The 15,800-nt window shown below is 59.7% G+C and carries 16 protein-coding genes and 1 pseudogene; 8 read left to right on the top strand and 9 right to left on the bottom strand.

Features of this window, described 5'->3' with window-relative positions; translation table 11 throughout:
- The first annotated feature begins 97 nt into the window (after nucleotides 1–97).
- Nucleotides 98–475: a hypothetical protein gene (locus tag ACKLNA_RS10505; RefSeq protein WP_408985809.1), complete on the top strand. Its 378-nt coding sequence runs from the start codon at nucleotides 98–100 to the stop codon at nucleotides 473–475.
- An 81-nt stretch (nucleotides 476–556) separates the two neighbouring features.
- On the opposite strand, the pseudogene ACKLNA_RS10500 reads toward ACKLNA_RS10505, so the two are convergent.
- Nucleotides 557–694, bottom strand: a pseudogene (locus tag ACKLNA_RS10500) (formaldehyde dehydrogenase, glutathione-independent); the annotation flags it as partial.
- Nucleotides 695–937: 243 nt separating this feature from the next.
- Between ACKLNA_RS10500 and ACKLNA_RS10495 the strand changes: the two are divergent.
- Entirely contained in the window at nucleotides 938–1,240 is a 303-nt protein-coding gene (locus ACKLNA_RS10495) for a hypothetical protein (protein WP_408985808.1), read from the top strand.
- 40 nt (nucleotides 1,241–1,280) lie between these two features.
- Nucleotides 1,281–1,493 (top strand): cold-shock protein, encoded by a 213-nt coding sequence (locus ACKLNA_RS10490; protein ID WP_408985807.1) that lies wholly within the window; start codon nucleotides 1,281–1,283, stop codon nucleotides 1,491–1,493.
- A gap of 80 nt (nucleotides 1,494–1,573) precedes the next feature.
- Here the strand turns inward: ACKLNA_RS10490 and fdhA are convergent, their stop codons facing one another.
- The 8 genes from fdhA to ACKLNA_RS10450 form a co-directional block, all read right to left on the bottom strand.
- On the bottom strand, nucleotides 1,574–2,773 hold the full coding sequence (fdhA, locus tag ACKLNA_RS10485; RefSeq protein WP_011336270.1) for a formaldehyde dehydrogenase, glutathione-independent: 1,200 nt from the start codon (nucleotides 2,771–2,773) through the stop codon (nucleotides 1,574–1,576).
- 99 nt (nucleotides 2,774–2,872) lie between these two features.
- A complete protein-coding gene (gene purU, locus ACKLNA_RS10480; protein WP_007959808.1) occupies nucleotides 2,873–3,730 on the bottom strand; it encodes a formyltetrahydrofolate deformylase in 858 nt (285 codons plus the stop codon).
- 49 nt (nucleotides 3,731–3,779) lie between these two features.
- Nucleotides 3,780–4,412 (bottom strand): sarcosine oxidase subunit gamma, encoded by a 633-nt coding sequence (locus tag ACKLNA_RS10475; protein ID WP_408985806.1) that lies wholly within the window; start codon nucleotides 4,410–4,412, stop codon nucleotides 3,780–3,782.
- Nucleotides 4,413–4,467: 55 nt separating this feature from the next.
- Nucleotides 4,468–7,485, bottom strand: coding sequence for a sarcosine oxidase subunit alpha (locus ACKLNA_RS10470; RefSeq protein WP_192552462.1), 3,018 nt, complete (start codon nucleotides 7,483–7,485; stop codon nucleotides 4,468–4,470).
- Nucleotides 7,482–7,811, bottom strand: coding sequence for a sarcosine oxidase subunit delta (locus ACKLNA_RS10465; RefSeq protein ID WP_085709160.1), 330 nt, complete (start codon nucleotides 7,809–7,811; stop codon nucleotides 7,482–7,484). Before ACKLNA_RS10465 ends, ACKLNA_RS10470 begins: the two co-directional genes overlap by 4 nt.
- A gap of 13 nt (nucleotides 7,812–7,824) precedes the next feature.
- On the bottom strand, nucleotides 7,825–9,075 hold the full coding sequence (locus tag ACKLNA_RS10460) for a sarcosine oxidase subunit beta (RefSeq protein ID WP_003206307.1): 1,251 nt from the start codon (nucleotides 9,073–9,075) through the stop codon (nucleotides 7,825–7,827).
- 20 nt (nucleotides 9,076–9,095) lie between these two features.
- Nucleotides 9,096–10,349, bottom strand: coding sequence for a serine hydroxymethyltransferase (gene glyA, locus ACKLNA_RS10455; protein ID WP_408985805.1), 1,254 nt, complete (start codon nucleotides 10,347–10,349; stop codon nucleotides 9,096–9,098).
- Between the two features lie 159 nt (nucleotides 10,350–10,508).
- Entirely contained in the window at nucleotides 10,509–11,219 is a 711-nt protein-coding gene (locus ACKLNA_RS10450; RefSeq protein WP_408985804.1) for a TraX family protein, read from the bottom strand.
- Nucleotides 11,220–11,347: 128 nt separating this feature from the next.
- Here ACKLNA_RS10450 and ACKLNA_RS10445 point away from each other — a divergent pair, with 128 nt between their 5' ends.
- The 5 genes from ACKLNA_RS10445 (at nucleotide 11,348) to ACKLNA_RS10425 (ending at nucleotide 15,737) form a co-directional block, all read left to right on the top strand.
- Nucleotides 11,348–12,388 (top strand): low specificity L-threonine aldolase, encoded by a 1,041-nt coding sequence (locus ACKLNA_RS10445; protein WP_007959802.1) that lies wholly within the window; start codon nucleotides 11,348–11,350, stop codon nucleotides 12,386–12,388.
- 120 nt (nucleotides 12,389–12,508) lie between these two features.
- Nucleotides 12,509–13,333, top strand: a complete 825-nt coding sequence (locus ACKLNA_RS10440; RefSeq protein WP_408985803.1) for an SDR family oxidoreductase — start codon at nucleotides 12,509–12,511, stop codon at nucleotides 13,331–13,333.
- Between the two features lie 90 nt (nucleotides 13,334–13,423).
- Nucleotides 13,424–13,909, top strand: coding sequence for an Hcp family type VI secretion system effector (locus tag ACKLNA_RS10435; protein ID WP_408985802.1), 486 nt, complete (start codon nucleotides 13,424–13,426; stop codon nucleotides 13,907–13,909).
- 26 nt (nucleotides 13,910–13,935) lie between these two features.
- Nucleotides 13,936–15,354 carry a hypothetical protein gene (locus tag ACKLNA_RS10430; protein ID WP_408985801.1) on the top strand — a complete coding sequence of 473 codons (1,419 nt, stop codon included), beginning with the start codon at nucleotides 13,936–13,938 and terminating at the stop codon, nucleotides 15,352–15,354.
- Nucleotides 15,351–15,737: a hypothetical protein gene (locus ACKLNA_RS10425; protein ID WP_408985800.1), complete on the top strand. Its 387-nt coding sequence runs from the start codon at nucleotides 15,351–15,353 to the stop codon at nucleotides 15,735–15,737. Before ACKLNA_RS10430 ends, ACKLNA_RS10425 begins: the two co-directional genes overlap by 4 nt.
- Nucleotides 15,738–15,800 lie beyond the last annotated feature (63 nt).

The following is a 15,800-nucleotide window of genomic DNA, read 5'->3' as shown; positions in this document are numbered from 1 at the left end:
TTCCAAATTGATTTAAAAAACTGTCAGATATGACAGTGGTGCAAAACAGCCAATGGAATGAACATTGATGCTCCATTCAAGTCAGGGAGTATGCAAAATGCTGAAAAAAGCTGCCTTTGGAGTTCTAACCACCATGATTCTTGTAAGCACTGCTTATGCAGAAACATGCCCTTCCGCTTCTTCATTTCATAAACTTGGGGACGGCGATTACATCGTATCCGGCCCGACAGGTGCGAATTTAAAAGTTAATGTCGATCCCGATGTCGACGATGCCACGCTTAAAAGCCTCCAGTTCACGTCTGCACGACTTCAAGACAAAGACTCCAGTAATGCCAAGGTCATCTGCCGCTATGAAAACTCTACTGCAGGCGGGTCATTGGGCTGGCCGACAGGAAAACCCGTTCAAGGTGCAGGCAATAACTGGAAGGGCGATGATTGTGTAGGCAATGACCCTTCCAAATGCCCGTTCAATTAATCATTTCTGAATGCTTTGAGTACAAATACAAGTTCAATGAAATAGGGCAACCCGACGAGTTGCCCTTTTTCATTGTGGAATTTACGCCGCACTACACAACTCAGGCGAATCAGTCACAAACTTCTTCGGCACACCCGCATCGAACTCGGCATAACCTTCCGGCGCCTGGTCGAGGCTAATGACCTGCACGCCCACCACGTCGGCGATGTTGAGTAAGTCGCCAGGATTTTGTTATCCACAAGGTCAAGTCAAGTGAATCGAAAGCCGATTGCACTGGCAGTGAGTCTTGACCCGGAGAGTGGGGCGCCGAACGGGAAACCGGCGTATCAAGGGGCTTTGGCGGAGTTATGAACACTGCCCCGCTTGAAAAACGTTGCTTATTCCCAGACTTTATAAACATCCCACCCGTTAATTCAAACAAATCCAAAAAACTGTCAGATCTGACAGTTACCCGAAAACTCCATGTGGAATACGGTGGTGTTGCGTCAACGATTCGGAAACAGCGAGGTGCAAACGCCGGCCATTTCAATGGGAGATACGGTGATGGAAAAGCAATGCGTTCAGCGCAATGAAATACCAGACTCAAAAGTCTCGCCGATCATCTTCTGCATCGACCGGGGCCATCCGGACTTCAAAAATATCAAAGCGGGGCGGAAGGTCACTTATGACCTTGTGCGTAGTGATAAAGGTCAGCTATATGCAATCAATATCAGGCTGGCTCAAGACGAGGGTCTGGCCGAACTTCCCAATACACTGACTCAATGAAGCGTTAACCAATCAATTAATCGAAGCAGGAAGTACGAACATGTCGAATCGTCAAATGGGCACAGTCAAATGGTTTAACGAAGAAAAAGGCTTTGGGTTCATTACTCCAGAAGGTGGAGGTGAAGACCTTTTTGTTCATTACAAAGCCATTGAGTCGGATGGATACAAAAATTTAAAAGAAGGACAGACTGTTAGTTTCGTAGCAGAAAAAGGACAAAAGGGAATGCAGGCAGCGCAAGTTCGTGTTGAGTAGCTGTTACCCCGACTGACGTCCCTGATTAAAACCGATAAAAAACGGCGCTCGAAAGCGCCGTTTTTTTTACTTGCGAGCGCTTACGCCGCACTAAACAACTTATGCGGATCAATCACAAACTTCTTCGGCACGCCCGCATCGAACTCGCCGTAGCCTTCCGGTGCCTGGTCGAGGCTGATGACCTGCACACCCACCACTTCGGCGATGTTGATGCGGTCCCACATGATCGCCTGCATCAGCTGGCGGTTGTACTTCATCACCGGGGTTTGCCCTGTGTGGAAGCTGTGGGATTTCGCCCAGCCTAGACCGAAGCGAATGCTCAGGCTGCCCATTTTTGCGGCTGCGTCCACGGCACCCGGGTCCTCGGTCACGTACAGGCCCGGGATACCGATCTTGCCGGCGACGCGCACCACGCCCATCAGCGAGTTGAGCACGGTGGCCGGGGCTTCGGATTTGACGCCGTCGTGACCATGGCCGCGAGCTTCGAAGCCCACGCAGTCCACCGCACAATCCACTTCAGGCTCGCCCAGCAGCGCGGCGATCTGTTCGTGCAGCGGGGTGTCTTTCGACAGGTCGACGATTTCAAACCCCTGAGCCTTGGCGTGGGCCAGGCGGATGGTGTTGACGTCACCAACGATCACCACCGCCGCGCCGAGCAGACGGGCGGATGCTGCAGCCGCCAGACCGACAGGACCTGCGCCCGCGATGTAAACGGTGCTGCCCGGGCCAACGCCAGCAGTGACGGCGCCGTGGTAACCGGTCGGCAGAATGTCGGAGAGGCAGGTCAGGTCACGGATTTTCTCCATGGCCTTGTCGCGGTCCGGCAGTTTCAGCAGGTTGAAGTCGGCATACGGCACCAGCACGTATTCGGCCTGGCCGCCGGTCCAGTCACCCATGTCTACGTAACCGTAGGCACCGCCGGCGCGGGCCGGGTTGACGGTCAGGCAGACGCCGGTGTGTTGCTCCTTGCAGGAACGGCAGCGCCCGCAAGCCACGTTGAACGGAACGGACACCAGGTCGCCGATTTTCAGGCTTTCGACGTCGCTACCCTTCTCGATCACTTCACCGGTGATCTCGTGACCCAGCACCAGACCGACCTGGGCGGTGGTACGGCCGCGCACCATGTGCTGGTCGGAGCCGCAAATGTTGGTTGAAACCACACGCAGGATGACACCGTGCTCGATCTTCCTGCCGCGCGGATCCTGCATTTTCGGATAGTCGATTTTCTGTACTTCGACCTTGCCAGCGCCGAGATACACCACACCACGATTGCCAGACATGCTTTCACCTCGCTGTTGTTTTTATGGAACCGCGCCGCCCAGGCAGGCAGCGCGTTAAGTGCTCGGGTTATTGCTTGTTGGTTTTGCGTTGCTTGTGAATCAAAGAACGACGGTGCGGTTGGCGTTCAGGAACACCCTCCGCTCAATGTGATACCCAACGGCCCGAGCCAGGGTCAGGCCTTCGATGTCGCGGCCCTTGGCAATCAGGTCTTCGGGGTAATGACTGTGATCCACCGCCTCGACGCCCTGGGCAATGATCGGCCCCTCGTCGAGGTCGTTGTTGATGTAGTGCGCGGTCGCGCCCACCAGTTTTACGCCCTTGTTGTAGGCCTGGTGATATGGCTTGGCGCCCTTGAAGCCCGGCAGCAGCGAGTGATGAATGTTGATCGCCTTGCCATCGAGCTTGCGGCACAGCTCCGGCGACAGCACCTGCATATAGCGGGCGAGGATCACCAGTTCGGCGCCTGCTTCCTCGATCACCTGCCACACCTGCCGCTCCTGGGCCGGTTTGTCGTTGGGGTCGAGGGGGAAATGGTAGTAGGGAATCTGGTGCCAGTCGGCCAGCGGCTTGAGGTCCGGGTGGTTCGATACCACCGCCGCCACGTCCATCGACAACTGGCCGATGCGCTGGCGGTAGAGCAAGTCGTTGAGGCAGTGATCGGCCTTGGAGACCATGATCACCACTTTCGGCCGGTAGTTCGGCGCGGTCAGCTCGAAGATCATGCCGAACGCCTGACCGCGTTCGGCGAGGCCGGCGCGGAAGGATTGCTCGTCAAATCCGTCGGGCTGACGGAATTCCACACGAATGAAAAAACGGCCCGAGAGTCGGTCGTCGAACGAGTGGTGTTCGGTGACGTAACAGCCCTGCTCGAACAGAAAACGCGTCACCGCGTCCACCGTGCCGAGAACGCTGGGGCAGTCGGCGGTCAGAATCCATGTATCCGGGGCGCGGCTCATTGTTGTTTTTCTCCTCTACTCGTCCCCACGCACAGCGTGGGAACGATCATTACGCCTGAACGCTAAGGCCGTATTCGGCGGACGCATCCTGCAACCACAACCACCAGTAATCCGAGAAGCTGCGACGAATCAGCAGTTCCCAGGTGTCTTCGGCGGTATGGCGAATCATCAGCTGCGACTTGGCGAACACCGTGCCCACGGCCTTGCCGACCGGGAAGTTGTTCGGGTGCACGTCGTAGCTGGTGGACTTCATCAGCACCTGACGTACGTTCGGGCCGCTCAGTTCGAGCACCTGCTGGCCGCCGCTGACGTTGACGACTGCGATGTGCAGATCGCCCAGCGCTTCGCGCAGTTTCTGCTCGGCGGCGAACTCTTCGCCGCTCGGCACGATCAGCAGCCACTCGTCCGGGCCCATCCACTGCAAGCTGGTTTCGCCTTTGACGATCACGCTCAGGGCACCCGGCAACTCGATGCCCAGGGCCTTGTGCACCCCGGCGGCGAACGCGGCATCGTGGCCGTCACCACGAATGGTCAGATGGCCGAGGAGTTTCTTTTCACGCACGATCACGCCGGCGCTTTTGCGGCCCTTGCCGACCAGGCTGGCGAGGTCGGCGTGATGCAGCGACGACTCGGCCTTGGCCCCGGTGGTCGGGCGTTGTTGGTAAACATTGGCTGCGGTCATAAAGCACCCTTCCTGAATTCGGTGTCGCTCCCGCGCCAGGCACGGGAGCGATCAATTAGATGTTCTGGCGATCGCCTTTCGGATCGAAGAACACCGAAGAAACGATTTCCGCCTCGATCACGCTGCCGTCCGCCAGCGGTGCGAACACCCGCTCGCCCAGACGCTTCAGACCGCCCTTCACCACGCCCATGGCAAACGAATAGCCGAGGGAGTTGTGCGCGTAGCTGGAGGTCACGTGGCCGACCATGGTCATCGGGATCGTCTGCTTGGTGTTGAACACCAGCTGCGCGCCTTCCGGCAGCCAGACGTTCGGATCGATCGGCTTCAGGCCCACCAGCTGTTTACGCTGGTCACGCACGCAGTCTTCACGGTTCATGCCGCGCTGGCCGATCCACGAGAACGGTTTGGTGCGACCGACACACCAGCCCATGTTCAGGTCGTCCGGCGTCATCGAGCCGTCGGTGTCCTGACCGACGATGATGAAACCCTTCTCGGCCCGCAGGACGTGCATGGTTTCGGTGCCGTACGGAGTCAGGTTGTACTGCTTGCCGGCCTCGACGATTTTTTCCAGCACACCCATCGCATAGTCGGCCTGGACGTTGACTTCGTACGACAGTTCACCGGTGAACGAGATGCGGAACACCCGCGCCGGCACACCGCCGACCAGACCTTCTTTCCAGGTCATGAACGGGAAGGCTTCGTTGGCCAGATCAATGTCGGTCACGGCGCTGAGCAGCTTGCGGCTGTTCGGGCCGGACAGGGTCATGGTCGCCCAGTGGTCGGTGACGGAGGTGAAGTACACCTTCATTTCCGGCCATTCGGTCTGGTGGTACAGCTCCAGCCACTGCAGTACGCGAGCCGCGCCGCCGGTGGTGGTGGTCATGACGAAATGGTTGTCGGCCAGACACGCCGTCACACCGTCGTCGAAGACCATGCCGTCTTCCTTGCACATCAGGCCGTAGCGGGCCTTGCCCACGTCGAGCTTGGTCCAGGCGTTGGTGTACACGCGGTTGAGGAATTCACGGGCGTCCGGGCCCTGGATGTCGATCTTGCCCAGGGTCGAAGCGTCCAGCAGACCGACGCTGTCGCGCACAGCCTTGCACTCGCGTTTGACCGCGGCATGCATGTCTTCGCCGTTTTTCGGGAAGTACCACGGACGTTTCCACTGCCCGACGTCTTCGAACTCGGCGCCGTTTTTCAGGTGCCATTGATGCAGTGCGGTGTAACGCACAGGTTCGAAGATGTGCCCGCAGTGACGGCCGGCGACCGCGCCGAATGTCACCGGCGTGTAGTTCGGACGGAACATCGTGGTGCCCATCTGCGGGATGGTCACGTTCAGCGAACGGGCGGCGATGGCCAGACCGTTGACGTTGCCGAGCTTGCCCTGATCGGTGCCGAAGCCCAGTGCGGTGTAGCGTTTGACGTGCTCGACCGACTCGAAACCTTCGCGGGTCGCCAGTTCGATGGCGGCGGCGGTGACGTCGTTCTGCAGGTCGACGAATTGCTTCGGCGCCCGGGAAGTGCCCTTCTCGTGCGGCACCTGGAACAGCGCCAGCGTTGGTTCTTCGTGGCGGCTCAGAGCCTTCGGCAATACACCTTCGACGGTCTGGAAACCAGCTTCAGCTGCGGCGCGCACGCCACCTTCAAAACCGTCGGCCAGGGAATCGCCGAGACCGTAGACGCCGTTGATGCCGCCGACGCACACGCGTTTCTGCGGTGCTTCGCCCGGTACGAAACCGAGGATGTCTTCACGCCAGATCGGCTTGCCGCCCAGGTGCGAAGCCAGGTGCACCACCGGGCTGTAGCCGCCGGAGCTGGCAATCACGTCGCAGTCCAGCCATTCGCCGGGACTGGTCACGGCATGGCCTTTCACATCGATGGCGGCCACACGGGCAGCGGTCACACGCTTGCTGCCACGGGCCTCGATCACGGCGCTGCCGGTGAGGATACGAATGCCTTTGGCGCGGGCTTCTTCAACCAATGCGCCACGCGGATTGCTGCGGGCATCAGCGATGGCCACCACTTGCAGGCTGGCGTCGAGCCAGTCCAGCGCCACGCGATAGGCGTGATCGTTGTTGGTGGTCAGCACCAGTTTCTTGCCCGGCGCCACGCCGTAACGGCGCACGTAGGTCGAAACCGCACCGGCCAGCATGTTGCCCGGCACGTCGTTGTTGCCGTAGACCAGCGGACGCTCGTGAGCGCCGGTGGCCAGCACCACACGCTTGGCGCGGACGCGGTGGATGCGCTGACGCACCTGGCCGATCGGCGCGCGGTCGCCGAGGTGATCGGTGAGACGCTCGTGAATGGTCAGGAAGTTGTGGTCGTGGTAACCGTTGACCGTGGCGCGCGGCAACAGCAGCACGTCCGGGGTGTTCTTCAATTCGGCAACCACACTGGCGACCCACTCCACGGCAGGCTTGCCGTCGAGGCTTTCGCGGGAGTCGAGCAGGCTGCCGCCGAACTCTTCCTGTTCATCAGCGATGATCACCCGGGCACCGCTGCGCGCAGCGGCAAGGGCTGCAGCCAGACCGGCCGGGCCGGCGCCGACGATCAGTACGTCGCAGTGCTGGTTCATGTAGTCGTAGGTGTCCGGATCGACTTCGGTCGGCGAACGGCCAAGACCTGCGGCCTTGCGAATGTACTTCTCGTAGGTCATCCAGAACGATTGCGGGTACATGAAGGTTTTGTAGTAGAAACCCGGCGGCATCAGCTTGCCGCCGACCTTGCCGAGAATCCCCATCATGTCGTTGTTGACGCTCGGCCAGCCGTTGGTGCTGGTGGCGACCAGGCCCTGATACAGCGCCTGTTGCGTGGCCCGCACGTTAGGAATCTGGGTGGCTTCGGTGGCACCGATCTGCAGCACCGCGTTCGGCTCTTCGGCACCGGCGGCGAAGATGCCGCGAGGGCGCGAATACTTGAAGCTGCGGCCGATGATGTCGACGCCGTTGGCGATCAGCGCCGAGGCCAGCGAATCGCCCTCGAAGCCTTTGTAGCTCTGACCGTTGAAGGTGAAGCTCAGCACTTTGTTGCGGTCGATCCGTCCACCGTTGGACAGGCGATTGGTCTGGCTCATACCTTCTCTCCCAGCGCCGGCGTGGCTGTTTTCGCAGGGTCAGCCTTGTCGGTGAATTGCGGCTTGGTGCCGATCTTGTAGGTTTCGAGAATCTCGTAGGTCACGGTGTCGCGAGTGACGTTGAAGTACTGGCGGCAACCGGCGACGTGATCCCACAACTCGTGGTGCAGGCCGCGAGGGTTGTCGCGGAAGAACATGTAGTCGCCCCACTCCTCGTCGGTGCAGCTGTTCGGATCCAGCGGACGCGGGATGTGCGCCTGGCCGGATGCGTGGAATTCCTCTTCGGAGCGCAGTTCGCCGCAGTGAGGACAGAAGATATGCAACATGGAATTTCTCCTGTTAGTGGGCGACAGCCGCAGCGCCGTGTTCGTCGATCAACGCACCGTTGTGGAAACGGTCGATGGAGAAAGGTGCGGCCAGCGGGTGCATTTCACCCTTGGCCAGGCTCGCGGCAAACACGTTGCCCGAGCCCGGCGTGGCCTTGAAGCCGCCGGTGCCCCAACCGCAGTTGAAGAACATGTTCGGCACCGGGGTTTTCGAGATGATCGGGCAGGCGTCCGGCGTGGTGTCGACGATGCCGCCCCACTGACGGTTCATGCGTACCCGCGACAGCACCGGGAACATCTCGACGATGGCCTGGATGGTGTGCTCGATCACCGGGTACGAACCGCGCTGGCCGTAGCCGTTGTAGCCGTCGATACCGGCGCCGATCACCAGGTCGCCCTTGTCGGACTGGCTGATGTAACCGTGCACGGCGTTGGACATGATCACGCTGTCGATGATCGGCTTGATCGGCTCGGATACCAGCGCCTGCAGCGGATGGGATTCGATCGGCAGACGGAAACCGGCAAGCTTGGCCATGTGCCCGGAGTTACCGGCGGTGACCACACCGACGCGCTTGGCGCCGATGAAGCCCTTGTTGGTTTCGACGCCGATGCACACGCCGTTTTCCTTGCGGAAACCGATCACTTCGGTCTGCTGGATCAAGTCCACGCCGAGTGCGTCGGCGGCACGTGCAAAGCCCCAGGCCACGGCATCGTGACGGGCCACGCCGCCGCGACGCTGAACGGTTGCGCCCATCACCGGGTAGCGGGTGTTTTTCGAGCAGTCGAGGTACGGAATTTCGTCCGCGACTTGCTTGGCGTTGAGCAGTTCGCCGTCGACGCCGTTGAGGCGGTTGGCGCTGACCCGACGCTCGGAATCACGAATGTCCTGCAGGGTGTGGCACAGGTTGTAGACGCCGCGCTGGGAGAACATGACGTTGTAGTTCAGGTCTTGCGAAAGGCCTTCCCACAGTTTCATCGCGTGTTCGTACAGGTGCGCCGACTCGTCCCACAGGTAGTTGGAGCGAACGATGGTGGTGTTGCGCGCGGTGTTACCGCCGCCCAGCCAGCCCTTCTCGACCACAGCCACGTTGGTGATGCCGTGCTCTTTCGCCAGATAGTAGGCAGTCGCCAGACCGTGCCCGCCACCGCCGACGATGACCACGTCGTAGACCTTTTTCGGGGTCGGCGTGCGCCACATGCGCTGCCAGTTTTCGTGGTGGCTGAGGGAGTGCTTGAAGAGGCCGAAGCCCGAATAGCGTTGCATAGTCATTTACTCCAGAACGCTCAGCGATAAACCGGGAAGTCTGCGCACAGGGCCGCAACCTGCTGGGCGACGTTGGCCTCGACATCGGCATCGCCGAGGTTGTCGAGGATGTCGCAGATCCAGCCGGCCAGCGTCACGCACTGCGCCACCTTGAAGCCGCGGGTGGTCACCGCCGGGGTGCCGATGCGCAGGCCGGAGGTGACGAACGGCGACTGCGGGTCGTTCGGTACGGCGTTCTTGTTGACGGTGATGTGGGCGCGACCGAGGGCGGCGTCCGCGTCTTTACCGGTGAGGCCCTGACGGATCAGGCTGACCAGGAACAGATGGTTGTCGGTGCCGCCGGACACTACATCGTAGCCACGTTTGATAAAGACGCTCGCCATCGCCTGGGCGTTGTCGATTACCTGTTGCTGATAAGCCTTGAAGCCAGGCTCCAGCGCTTCCTTGAAGCACACGGCCTTGCCGGCGATGACGTGCATCAGCGGGCCGCCCTGGGCGCCGGGGAATACCGCCGCGTTGAGCTTCTTCTCGATCTCTTCGTTGGCCTTGGCCAGGATCAGCCCGCCACGGGGACCGCGCAGGGTCTTGTGGGTGGTGGTGGTGACCACGTCGGCGTACGGCAGCGGGTTCGGGTACAGGCCGGCAGCCACCAGACCGGCGACGTGGGCCATGTCGACGAACAGCAGCGCACCGACCTTGTCGGCGATCTGACGGAAGCGCGGGAAGTCGAGGGTTTTCGAGTAGGCCGAGAAACCGGCGACGATCATTTTCGGTTTGTGCTCGACGGCCAGGCGCTCGACTTCGTCGTAATCGATCAGACCGGTGTTGGTGTCGATGCCGTACTGCACGGCGTTGTACAGCTTGCCCGAAGACGAGACCTTGGCGCCGTGGGTCAGGTGACCGCCGTGGGCCAGGCTCATGCCGAGAATGGTGTCGCCAGCCTGGATCAGTGCCAGATAAACCGCGCTGTTGGCCGAAGATCCGGAGTGCGGCTGGACGTTGGCGTAATCGGCGCCGAACAGTTGCTTGGCGCGTTCGATGGCCAGCGCTTCAACCTTGTCGACGTGCTCGCAGCCACCGTAGTAGCGCTTGCCTGTATAACCTTCGGCGTACTTGTTGGTCAGGCCGCTGCCTTGCGCTTCCATGACGCGTTTGCTGGTGTAGTTCTCCGACGCGATCAGCTCGATGTGATCTTCCTGACGTTGCTCCTCGGCATTCATCGCCGCCAGCAGTGCATCGTCGTAACCCTGGATCCGGTCTTGCTTGCTGAACATCGCGTCTCTCCCAGCGGCATCTGTGCGCCATTCGTCTCGGTAAGGCACTGGCAATGATGGCAGTGCCCTTTGATGCCGATGGTATGGCCGGCGCAGGGAGGTCAAATGCCTACGGACGCCACGCAAAGGTGCGTTTACGACATGGCGACAGCGACGGACTCAAACAAGCAGCTGGCGCAAGGCCAGAAGAACGAGGAAATGCGCGGGATAGAGCGCATACGCCCAGCGCCGCAGGGGTGGCGCATGGAGGTAAGTGGCATGTCGCAACAGGAACATTCCGGCCACTGGCGCGATCAGGCAGGTCGCAATGCCGAGGACCGCCACGCGGTTGCCGAACTGCGCGGATTCGAAGAGCACCTGCCACTGATTCGCCGCCAGACACACCAGCCCCGGCAGCAGGCTGAAATACCAGGGTTTGCGAAACACCAGCAACGTCGCCAGCGGCAGCAGGACGCCGAACACACCGAACATCAGTCGCTCCGGGAACAGCGCGGCCACCAGCAAGGCAACTATGCCCAGCAGTCGCGAAATCGCTGTTCGATCCTGCCAGCCCCGCGCCACCAGCAAGCCCAGCGCCAGCGTGGGCATCACGTTCAGGGTGTCGGGATCGGGGATGTACAAACGGTAGGGAATCTCGCTGAACAGACTGAACAGCAGCAACCAGCCCAGATAACGCCATTCGGTCTTGCGCGCACCGTCCCGCGTCAGGTTCGCCGCCATCGCCAGACAGAACCACGGGAACGCCAGCCGCCCCGGTACATACAGCCAATCGGCGCTGATCCCGACATATCGCAGGTGATCGAGCAGCATGCTCAGCAGCGCCAGCCACTTGAGCAGATCGAGTGCGCCGTCGCGCCGGCTCAGGTGCATAATCGGCTCGCATCCTTGTAAAGTTCTGACAGCGACATCCCGTGTGCTCCCCGGATGATCTTCGGTACAGTGCGCACCATCATTGACCCCACGAAGCGCCACAAGCGCCTCGATCACGGAAGCCGGCCATGACCGACAAGAGCCAACAATTCGCCAGCGACAACTACTCCGGTATCTGCCCTGAAGCCTGGGCTGCCATGGAACAGGCCAACCACGGCCACCAGCGCGCCTATGGCGACGATGAGTGGACAGCACGCGCCTCGGATTATTTCCGCAAGCTGTTCGAAACCGACTGCGAAGTGTTCTTCGCTTTCAACGGCACCGCCGCCAACTCCCTCGCCCTGTCGTCGCTGTGCCAGAGTTACCACAGCGTGATCTGCTCGGAAACCGCCCACGTCGAAACCGACGAATGCGGCGCACCGGAGTTCTTCTCCAACGGCTCGAAACTGCTGATCGCCGGCACCGAAAACGGCAAGATTACCCCGGCCTCGATCCGCGAAGTCGCCCTCAAGCGCCAGGACATCCACTACCCGAAACCGCGCGTCGTGACTCTGACCCAGGCCACCGAAGTCGGCAGCGTCTACACCCCGGAAGAAGTCCGCGCCATCAGCGACACCTGCAAGGAACTGGGCCTGAACCTGCACATGGACGGCGCGCGTTTCTCCAACGCCTGTGCATTTCTCGGCTGCTCGCCGGCGGACCTGACCTGGAAGGCCGGCGTCGACGTGCTGTGCTTCGGCGGCACGAAAAACGGCATGGCGGTGGGTGAAGCGATCCTGTTCTTCAACCACAAACTGGCCGAAGACTTCGACTACCGCTGCAAACAGGCCGGGCAACTGGCCTCGAAGATGCGCTTCCTGTCGGCGCCGTGGGTCGGCATCCTGGAAAACGACGCCTGGCTCAAATACGCCCGCCACGCCAACCACTGCGCGCAATTGCTGGCCGAACTGGTCAGCGACATCCCGGGCGTGGAACTGATGTTCCCGGTCCAGGCCAACGGCGTGTTCCTGCAACTCTCGGAACCGGCCATCGCCGCCCTGACCGCTCGCGGCTGGCGCTTCTACACTTTCATCGGCAAGGGCGGCGCGCGCTTCATGTGCTCGTGGGACACAGAAGAAGAACGCGTGCGTGAACTGGCCCGCGACATCCGCGAAGTCATGTCGGCCTGATCGCCTCCCCGTGGCGCGGGAGCCTGCTCCCCGCCACAGCTCGTCCCCTCCCGTATCAGCTCCATCGTCTACATTGTCTGTCGAGCCATCGCTCACATAACAATAAGCAGGAGCTTGCGCATGTCGCTAAAAGGCAAAACCTTGTTCATCACCGGCGCCAGCCGTGGCATCGGGCGCGAGATTGCGCTGCGGGCTGCGCGGGACGGGGCCAACATCGTGATCGCCGCCAAGAGCGCCGAACCCCACGCCAAGTTGCCCGGCACCATCCACAGCGTCGCGGCGGAAGTCGAAGCCGCTGGCGGCAAGTCTTTGGCGCTGCAACTGGATGTGCGTGATGAGGACGCAGTGCGTCAGGCACTGGCCCAGGCCAACGAACACTTCGGCGGGATCGATGCGCTGGTGAACAACGCCGGGGCGATCAAGTTGACCGGTGTGCAACACATCGAGCTCAAGCGCTTCGACCTGATGCACCAGATCAACACCCGCGCGGTGTTGCTGTGCAGCCAGGCAGCCCTGCCCTATCTGAAAAAGTCAGGCGGGCACATTCTCAACCTGTCACCGCCGCTGAACATGGCCAGTAAATGGTTCGCCCAGTACAGCCCCTACACCGTGACCAAATACGGCATGAGCATGCTGACCGTCGGGATGAGCGAGGAATTCGCCAACTACGGGATCAGTGTGAATTCGCTGTGGCCGCAAACCATGATCGCCACCGCCGCCATCGAGTTTCAGCTGGGCAACCGGGAGTCGTTCAAACATGCGAGGACGCCGGCGATCATGGCGGATGCGGCGCATGTGATCCTGAGCAGCAGCGGACGGCGGATTACCGGGCGGTTGTTGATTGATGAGGAGATCTTGCGGGAGAGCGGCGTGACCGGGTTTGATCATTACCGTTTTGAGCCGGGGAGTGATGCAAAGTTGATGACAGACCTGTTTATCGACTGAGCATTTTCAGAAACGACCTACGCCAGGTCCTACATAACTCAAACAAACCTCGCCATAGACTGCCGACTCCATTTTCGAGGAGCGCAGACTATGGCGAACCCTGCCTACATGACCATCACCGGCAAGATCCAGGGCCTTATTTCAGCCGGATGTTCGACGCCAGAATCGGTCGGCAACAAATACCAGACGGCCCATACCGATGAAATCATGGTGTTCGCCCTGAGCCATGAAATGCGCCGCGACGCCAACCTCGGCAAACCCGTCCACCAGCCGGTCATCATCACCAAAGCGGTCGACAAATCTTCCCCATTGCTGGCTCAGGCGCATTCGAACAGTGAAGAACTGGACTGTACGATCAGCCTCTACCGCACTTCGCCCCAGGGGCAGCAGGAAAAATTCTATTCGATCACCCTCGACGGGGCGGTTCTCGCTGAACTGTCGCAGGATGTGCCCCACGTGATCCTGCAAAACGATGCCCAGCCTCAAGAACAACTGGCCATTCGTTACCGCGGCATCGGTTGGGTACACCACATTGCAGGCACCACTGGCTATACCTCGTGGGGCGAAGCGGGTTGAGTTCACGGCAGCATGATCTGTGCGATGTGCAGGACGCCGCCGGCAATCTGCTTGGACAGGCACTGACCATCGGAAACCGTCATCTGGCATATGGCATTGCACGTGTGCAATTCCATCAACAAGTCGCGCACTTCGCCAAGCGAATTACCGAGGAGGTAGCGGACGGACGCCTGACGCCGCAGCAAGGGATCAATGCGCTTGCGCAGGAACAACGAAACTTGTTGAACCAGTCCCGGGCCCTGCAGCAAAACAGACACGGCACGCTCACCGGCGCGGCCAGGACACCACGCCTGTCGATGCTTCCACAGGCCGCAGCGAACCCCGATCCGCAACGTTTACTGCGGGCCGTTCGCCAGCAGAATCTGAGAGTGACACGCCTGAACTCAGCCCCGCTCTCTTCTGCGCATCCGGTCAACGACTTGCGATTTTTCCCCCGCGAACACTGGCCCCAGGAATTGCCGGCACCGGAGGAGCCAGGGTTCTACATCGTGCCGAAAAGTCTGTCCGCCGAGAAACTGCAGGCGCAACTGTTTCCGTCGCCCAACGCGAATGTCATCGCCAAATTCAAAAGCCTCAATCCGCTGGAAGACGTGGTGAAAGCCGGAACGCTGATTGTCCTGAGCGACCCGGACAATCAGCAATGCACCTATGAAGAATCACTGCTGATGGAAACCGCGCACATCGTCAGCATGGCGCTGGCGCCGTTGACGCTGGAAGAGGCGGACTTTTTTGCGCAGCACTATGAGGTCATCAGAAGGACGCTTTCAGATGGCTCGAAAGTTATTGGGGTTGGGACTGCCATGGCGGCTAATCATCTGGATGGCATAAAAGCCGCTTTGAAAGACATTGAGGCATTACATATCAGCACTATCGAGACCAATGGCAGCCTGAACTCAAAGGCATTCAAAAAGCGGCGCGCCGAATTACTTCAACGGCTGGACGGACAACTCACCGGACTGACGAAGAAAGTCATTGGCCTCCCTGATCACCCAAACCTCAAGATCGCTCTAGGGATCGAGCATCCGCACCTGGTGCACCGCTGGAGGAAGGCTGGCGGCATCGGCCAGGCACCCGGATACGCCACTCACATTCAAGGCGTGGTGAAAGCCTCGCAATACGTAAAATATGGCGGATGGATTGGTACGGCCGTGGGCGGCGGAGCCTCGGTAATGAAGGTTCAGGATGTCTGTACGAACGAGAACGCCGAGGCGTGCGAAAAGATTAAATTCACCGAAACCGGAAGTTTTCTGGGTGGAGCTGTCGGTTCTGCTGTAGGTGCAAGCACGGCCTCCACCATTTGCGTAGCACTCGGGGTAACCAGTGCAGGAATCGGTGGGGCACTGTGCGGGATCGTGGTTGCGGGAGCCGGATCCTTTGCGGTCGGCTATATGGGCGAAAAAGGCGGCGAAATCGCCGGTGAATTGATTTACGAGAAAACCCGATGAGTTATGAAACTGCAAGAGATGCTTTTATCATTCTAAACATCATAAACTTCGCCGCACTCATAATTATCAACTGCATCGTTTTATATATCGCAAAAACAAAAATAGAACTAATAATGAACAGCCTTAAAAACAGCTTGATCGCCGGAGGCCTTATGATGCTATGGCACGGAGGCGTGCGGGGGCGGATCTACATGATGGGGGAAATCTTTAGCTTCCTGAAACGTCCAGAAATCTACCTTTATCAAGGAAAACTGAGCGCAAAAGATATTAAAAATTTTCCGCCAGACTTCAAGCGCACGCTACTTACACTATATAAATACCAGAGAATTACCGGCTTGACTTTTTTGTTCTTTGGACTTCTCGCCGCATTGGAAGTTATTTAAAAACAGCAACTAATGACTTCATACGATCTCCCCTACGAGAGATCGCCCCCAAGCCTGCAAACT

Source organism: Pseudomonas sp. UV AK001 (assembly GCF_046097675.1).
In the GTDB taxonomy this organism is placed as follows: Bacteria; Pseudomonadota; Gammaproteobacteria; order Pseudomonadales; family Pseudomonadaceae; genus Aquipseudomonas; species Aquipseudomonas kribbensis.
This window is presented reverse-complemented; position numbering and strand designations above follow the sequence as displayed.

Excerpts from the sequence above, each read along its gene's own strand:
- fdhA (WP_011336270.1), bottom strand. The coding sequence starts at position 2,773 with ATGTCTGGCAATCGTGGTGTGGTGTATCTCGGCGCTGGCAAGGTCGAA.
- purU (WP_007959808.1), bottom strand. The coding sequence starts at position 3,730 with ATGAGCCGCGCCCCGGATACATGGATTCTGACCGCCGACTGCCCCAGC.
- ACKLNA_RS10490 (WP_408985807.1), top strand. The coding sequence starts at position 1,281 with ATGTCGAATCGTCAAATGGGCACAGTCAAATGGTTTAACGAAGAAAAA.
- ACKLNA_RS10470 (WP_192552462.1), bottom strand. The coding sequence starts at position 7,485 with ATGAGCCAGACCAATCGCCTGTCCAACGGTGGACGGATCGACCGCAAC.
- ACKLNA_RS10445 (WP_007959802.1), top strand. The coding sequence starts at position 11,348 with ATGACCGACAAGAGCCAACAATTCGCCAGCGACAACTACTCCGGTATC.
- ACKLNA_RS10475 (WP_408985806.1), bottom strand. The coding sequence starts at position 4,412 with ATGACCGCAGCCAATGTTTACCAACAACGCCCGACCACCGGGGCCAAG.
- ACKLNA_RS10495 (WP_408985808.1), top strand. The coding sequence starts at position 938 with ATGTGGAATACGGTGGTGTTGCGTCAACGATTCGGAAACAGCGAGGTG.
- ACKLNA_RS10425 (WP_408985800.1), top strand. The coding sequence starts at position 15,351 with ATGAGTTATGAAACTGCAAGAGATGCTTTTATCATTCTAAACATCATA.
- glyA (WP_408985805.1), bottom strand. The coding sequence starts at position 10,349 with ATGTTCAGCAAGCAAGACCGGATCCAGGGTTACGACGATGCACTGCTG.
- ACKLNA_RS10450 (WP_408985804.1), bottom strand. The coding sequence starts at position 11,219 with ATGCACCTGAGCCGGCGCGACGGCGCACTCGATCTGCTCAAGTGGCTG.
- ACKLNA_RS10465 (WP_085709160.1), bottom strand. The coding sequence starts at position 7,811 with ATGTTGCATATCTTCTGTCCTCACTGCGGCGAACTGCGCTCCGAAGAG.
- ACKLNA_RS10460 (WP_003206307.1), bottom strand. The coding sequence starts at position 9,075 with ATGCAACGCTATTCGGGCTTCGGCCTCTTCAAGCACTCCCTCAGCCAC.
- ACKLNA_RS10440 (WP_408985803.1), top strand. The coding sequence starts at position 12,509 with ATGTCGCTAAAAGGCAAAACCTTGTTCATCACCGGCGCCAGCCGTGGC.
- ACKLNA_RS10435 (WP_408985802.1), top strand. The coding sequence starts at position 13,424 with ATGGCGAACCCTGCCTACATGACCATCACCGGCAAGATCCAGGGCCTT.
- ACKLNA_RS10505 (WP_408985809.1), top strand. The coding sequence starts at position 98 with ATGCTGAAAAAAGCTGCCTTTGGAGTTCTAACCACCATGATTCTTGTA.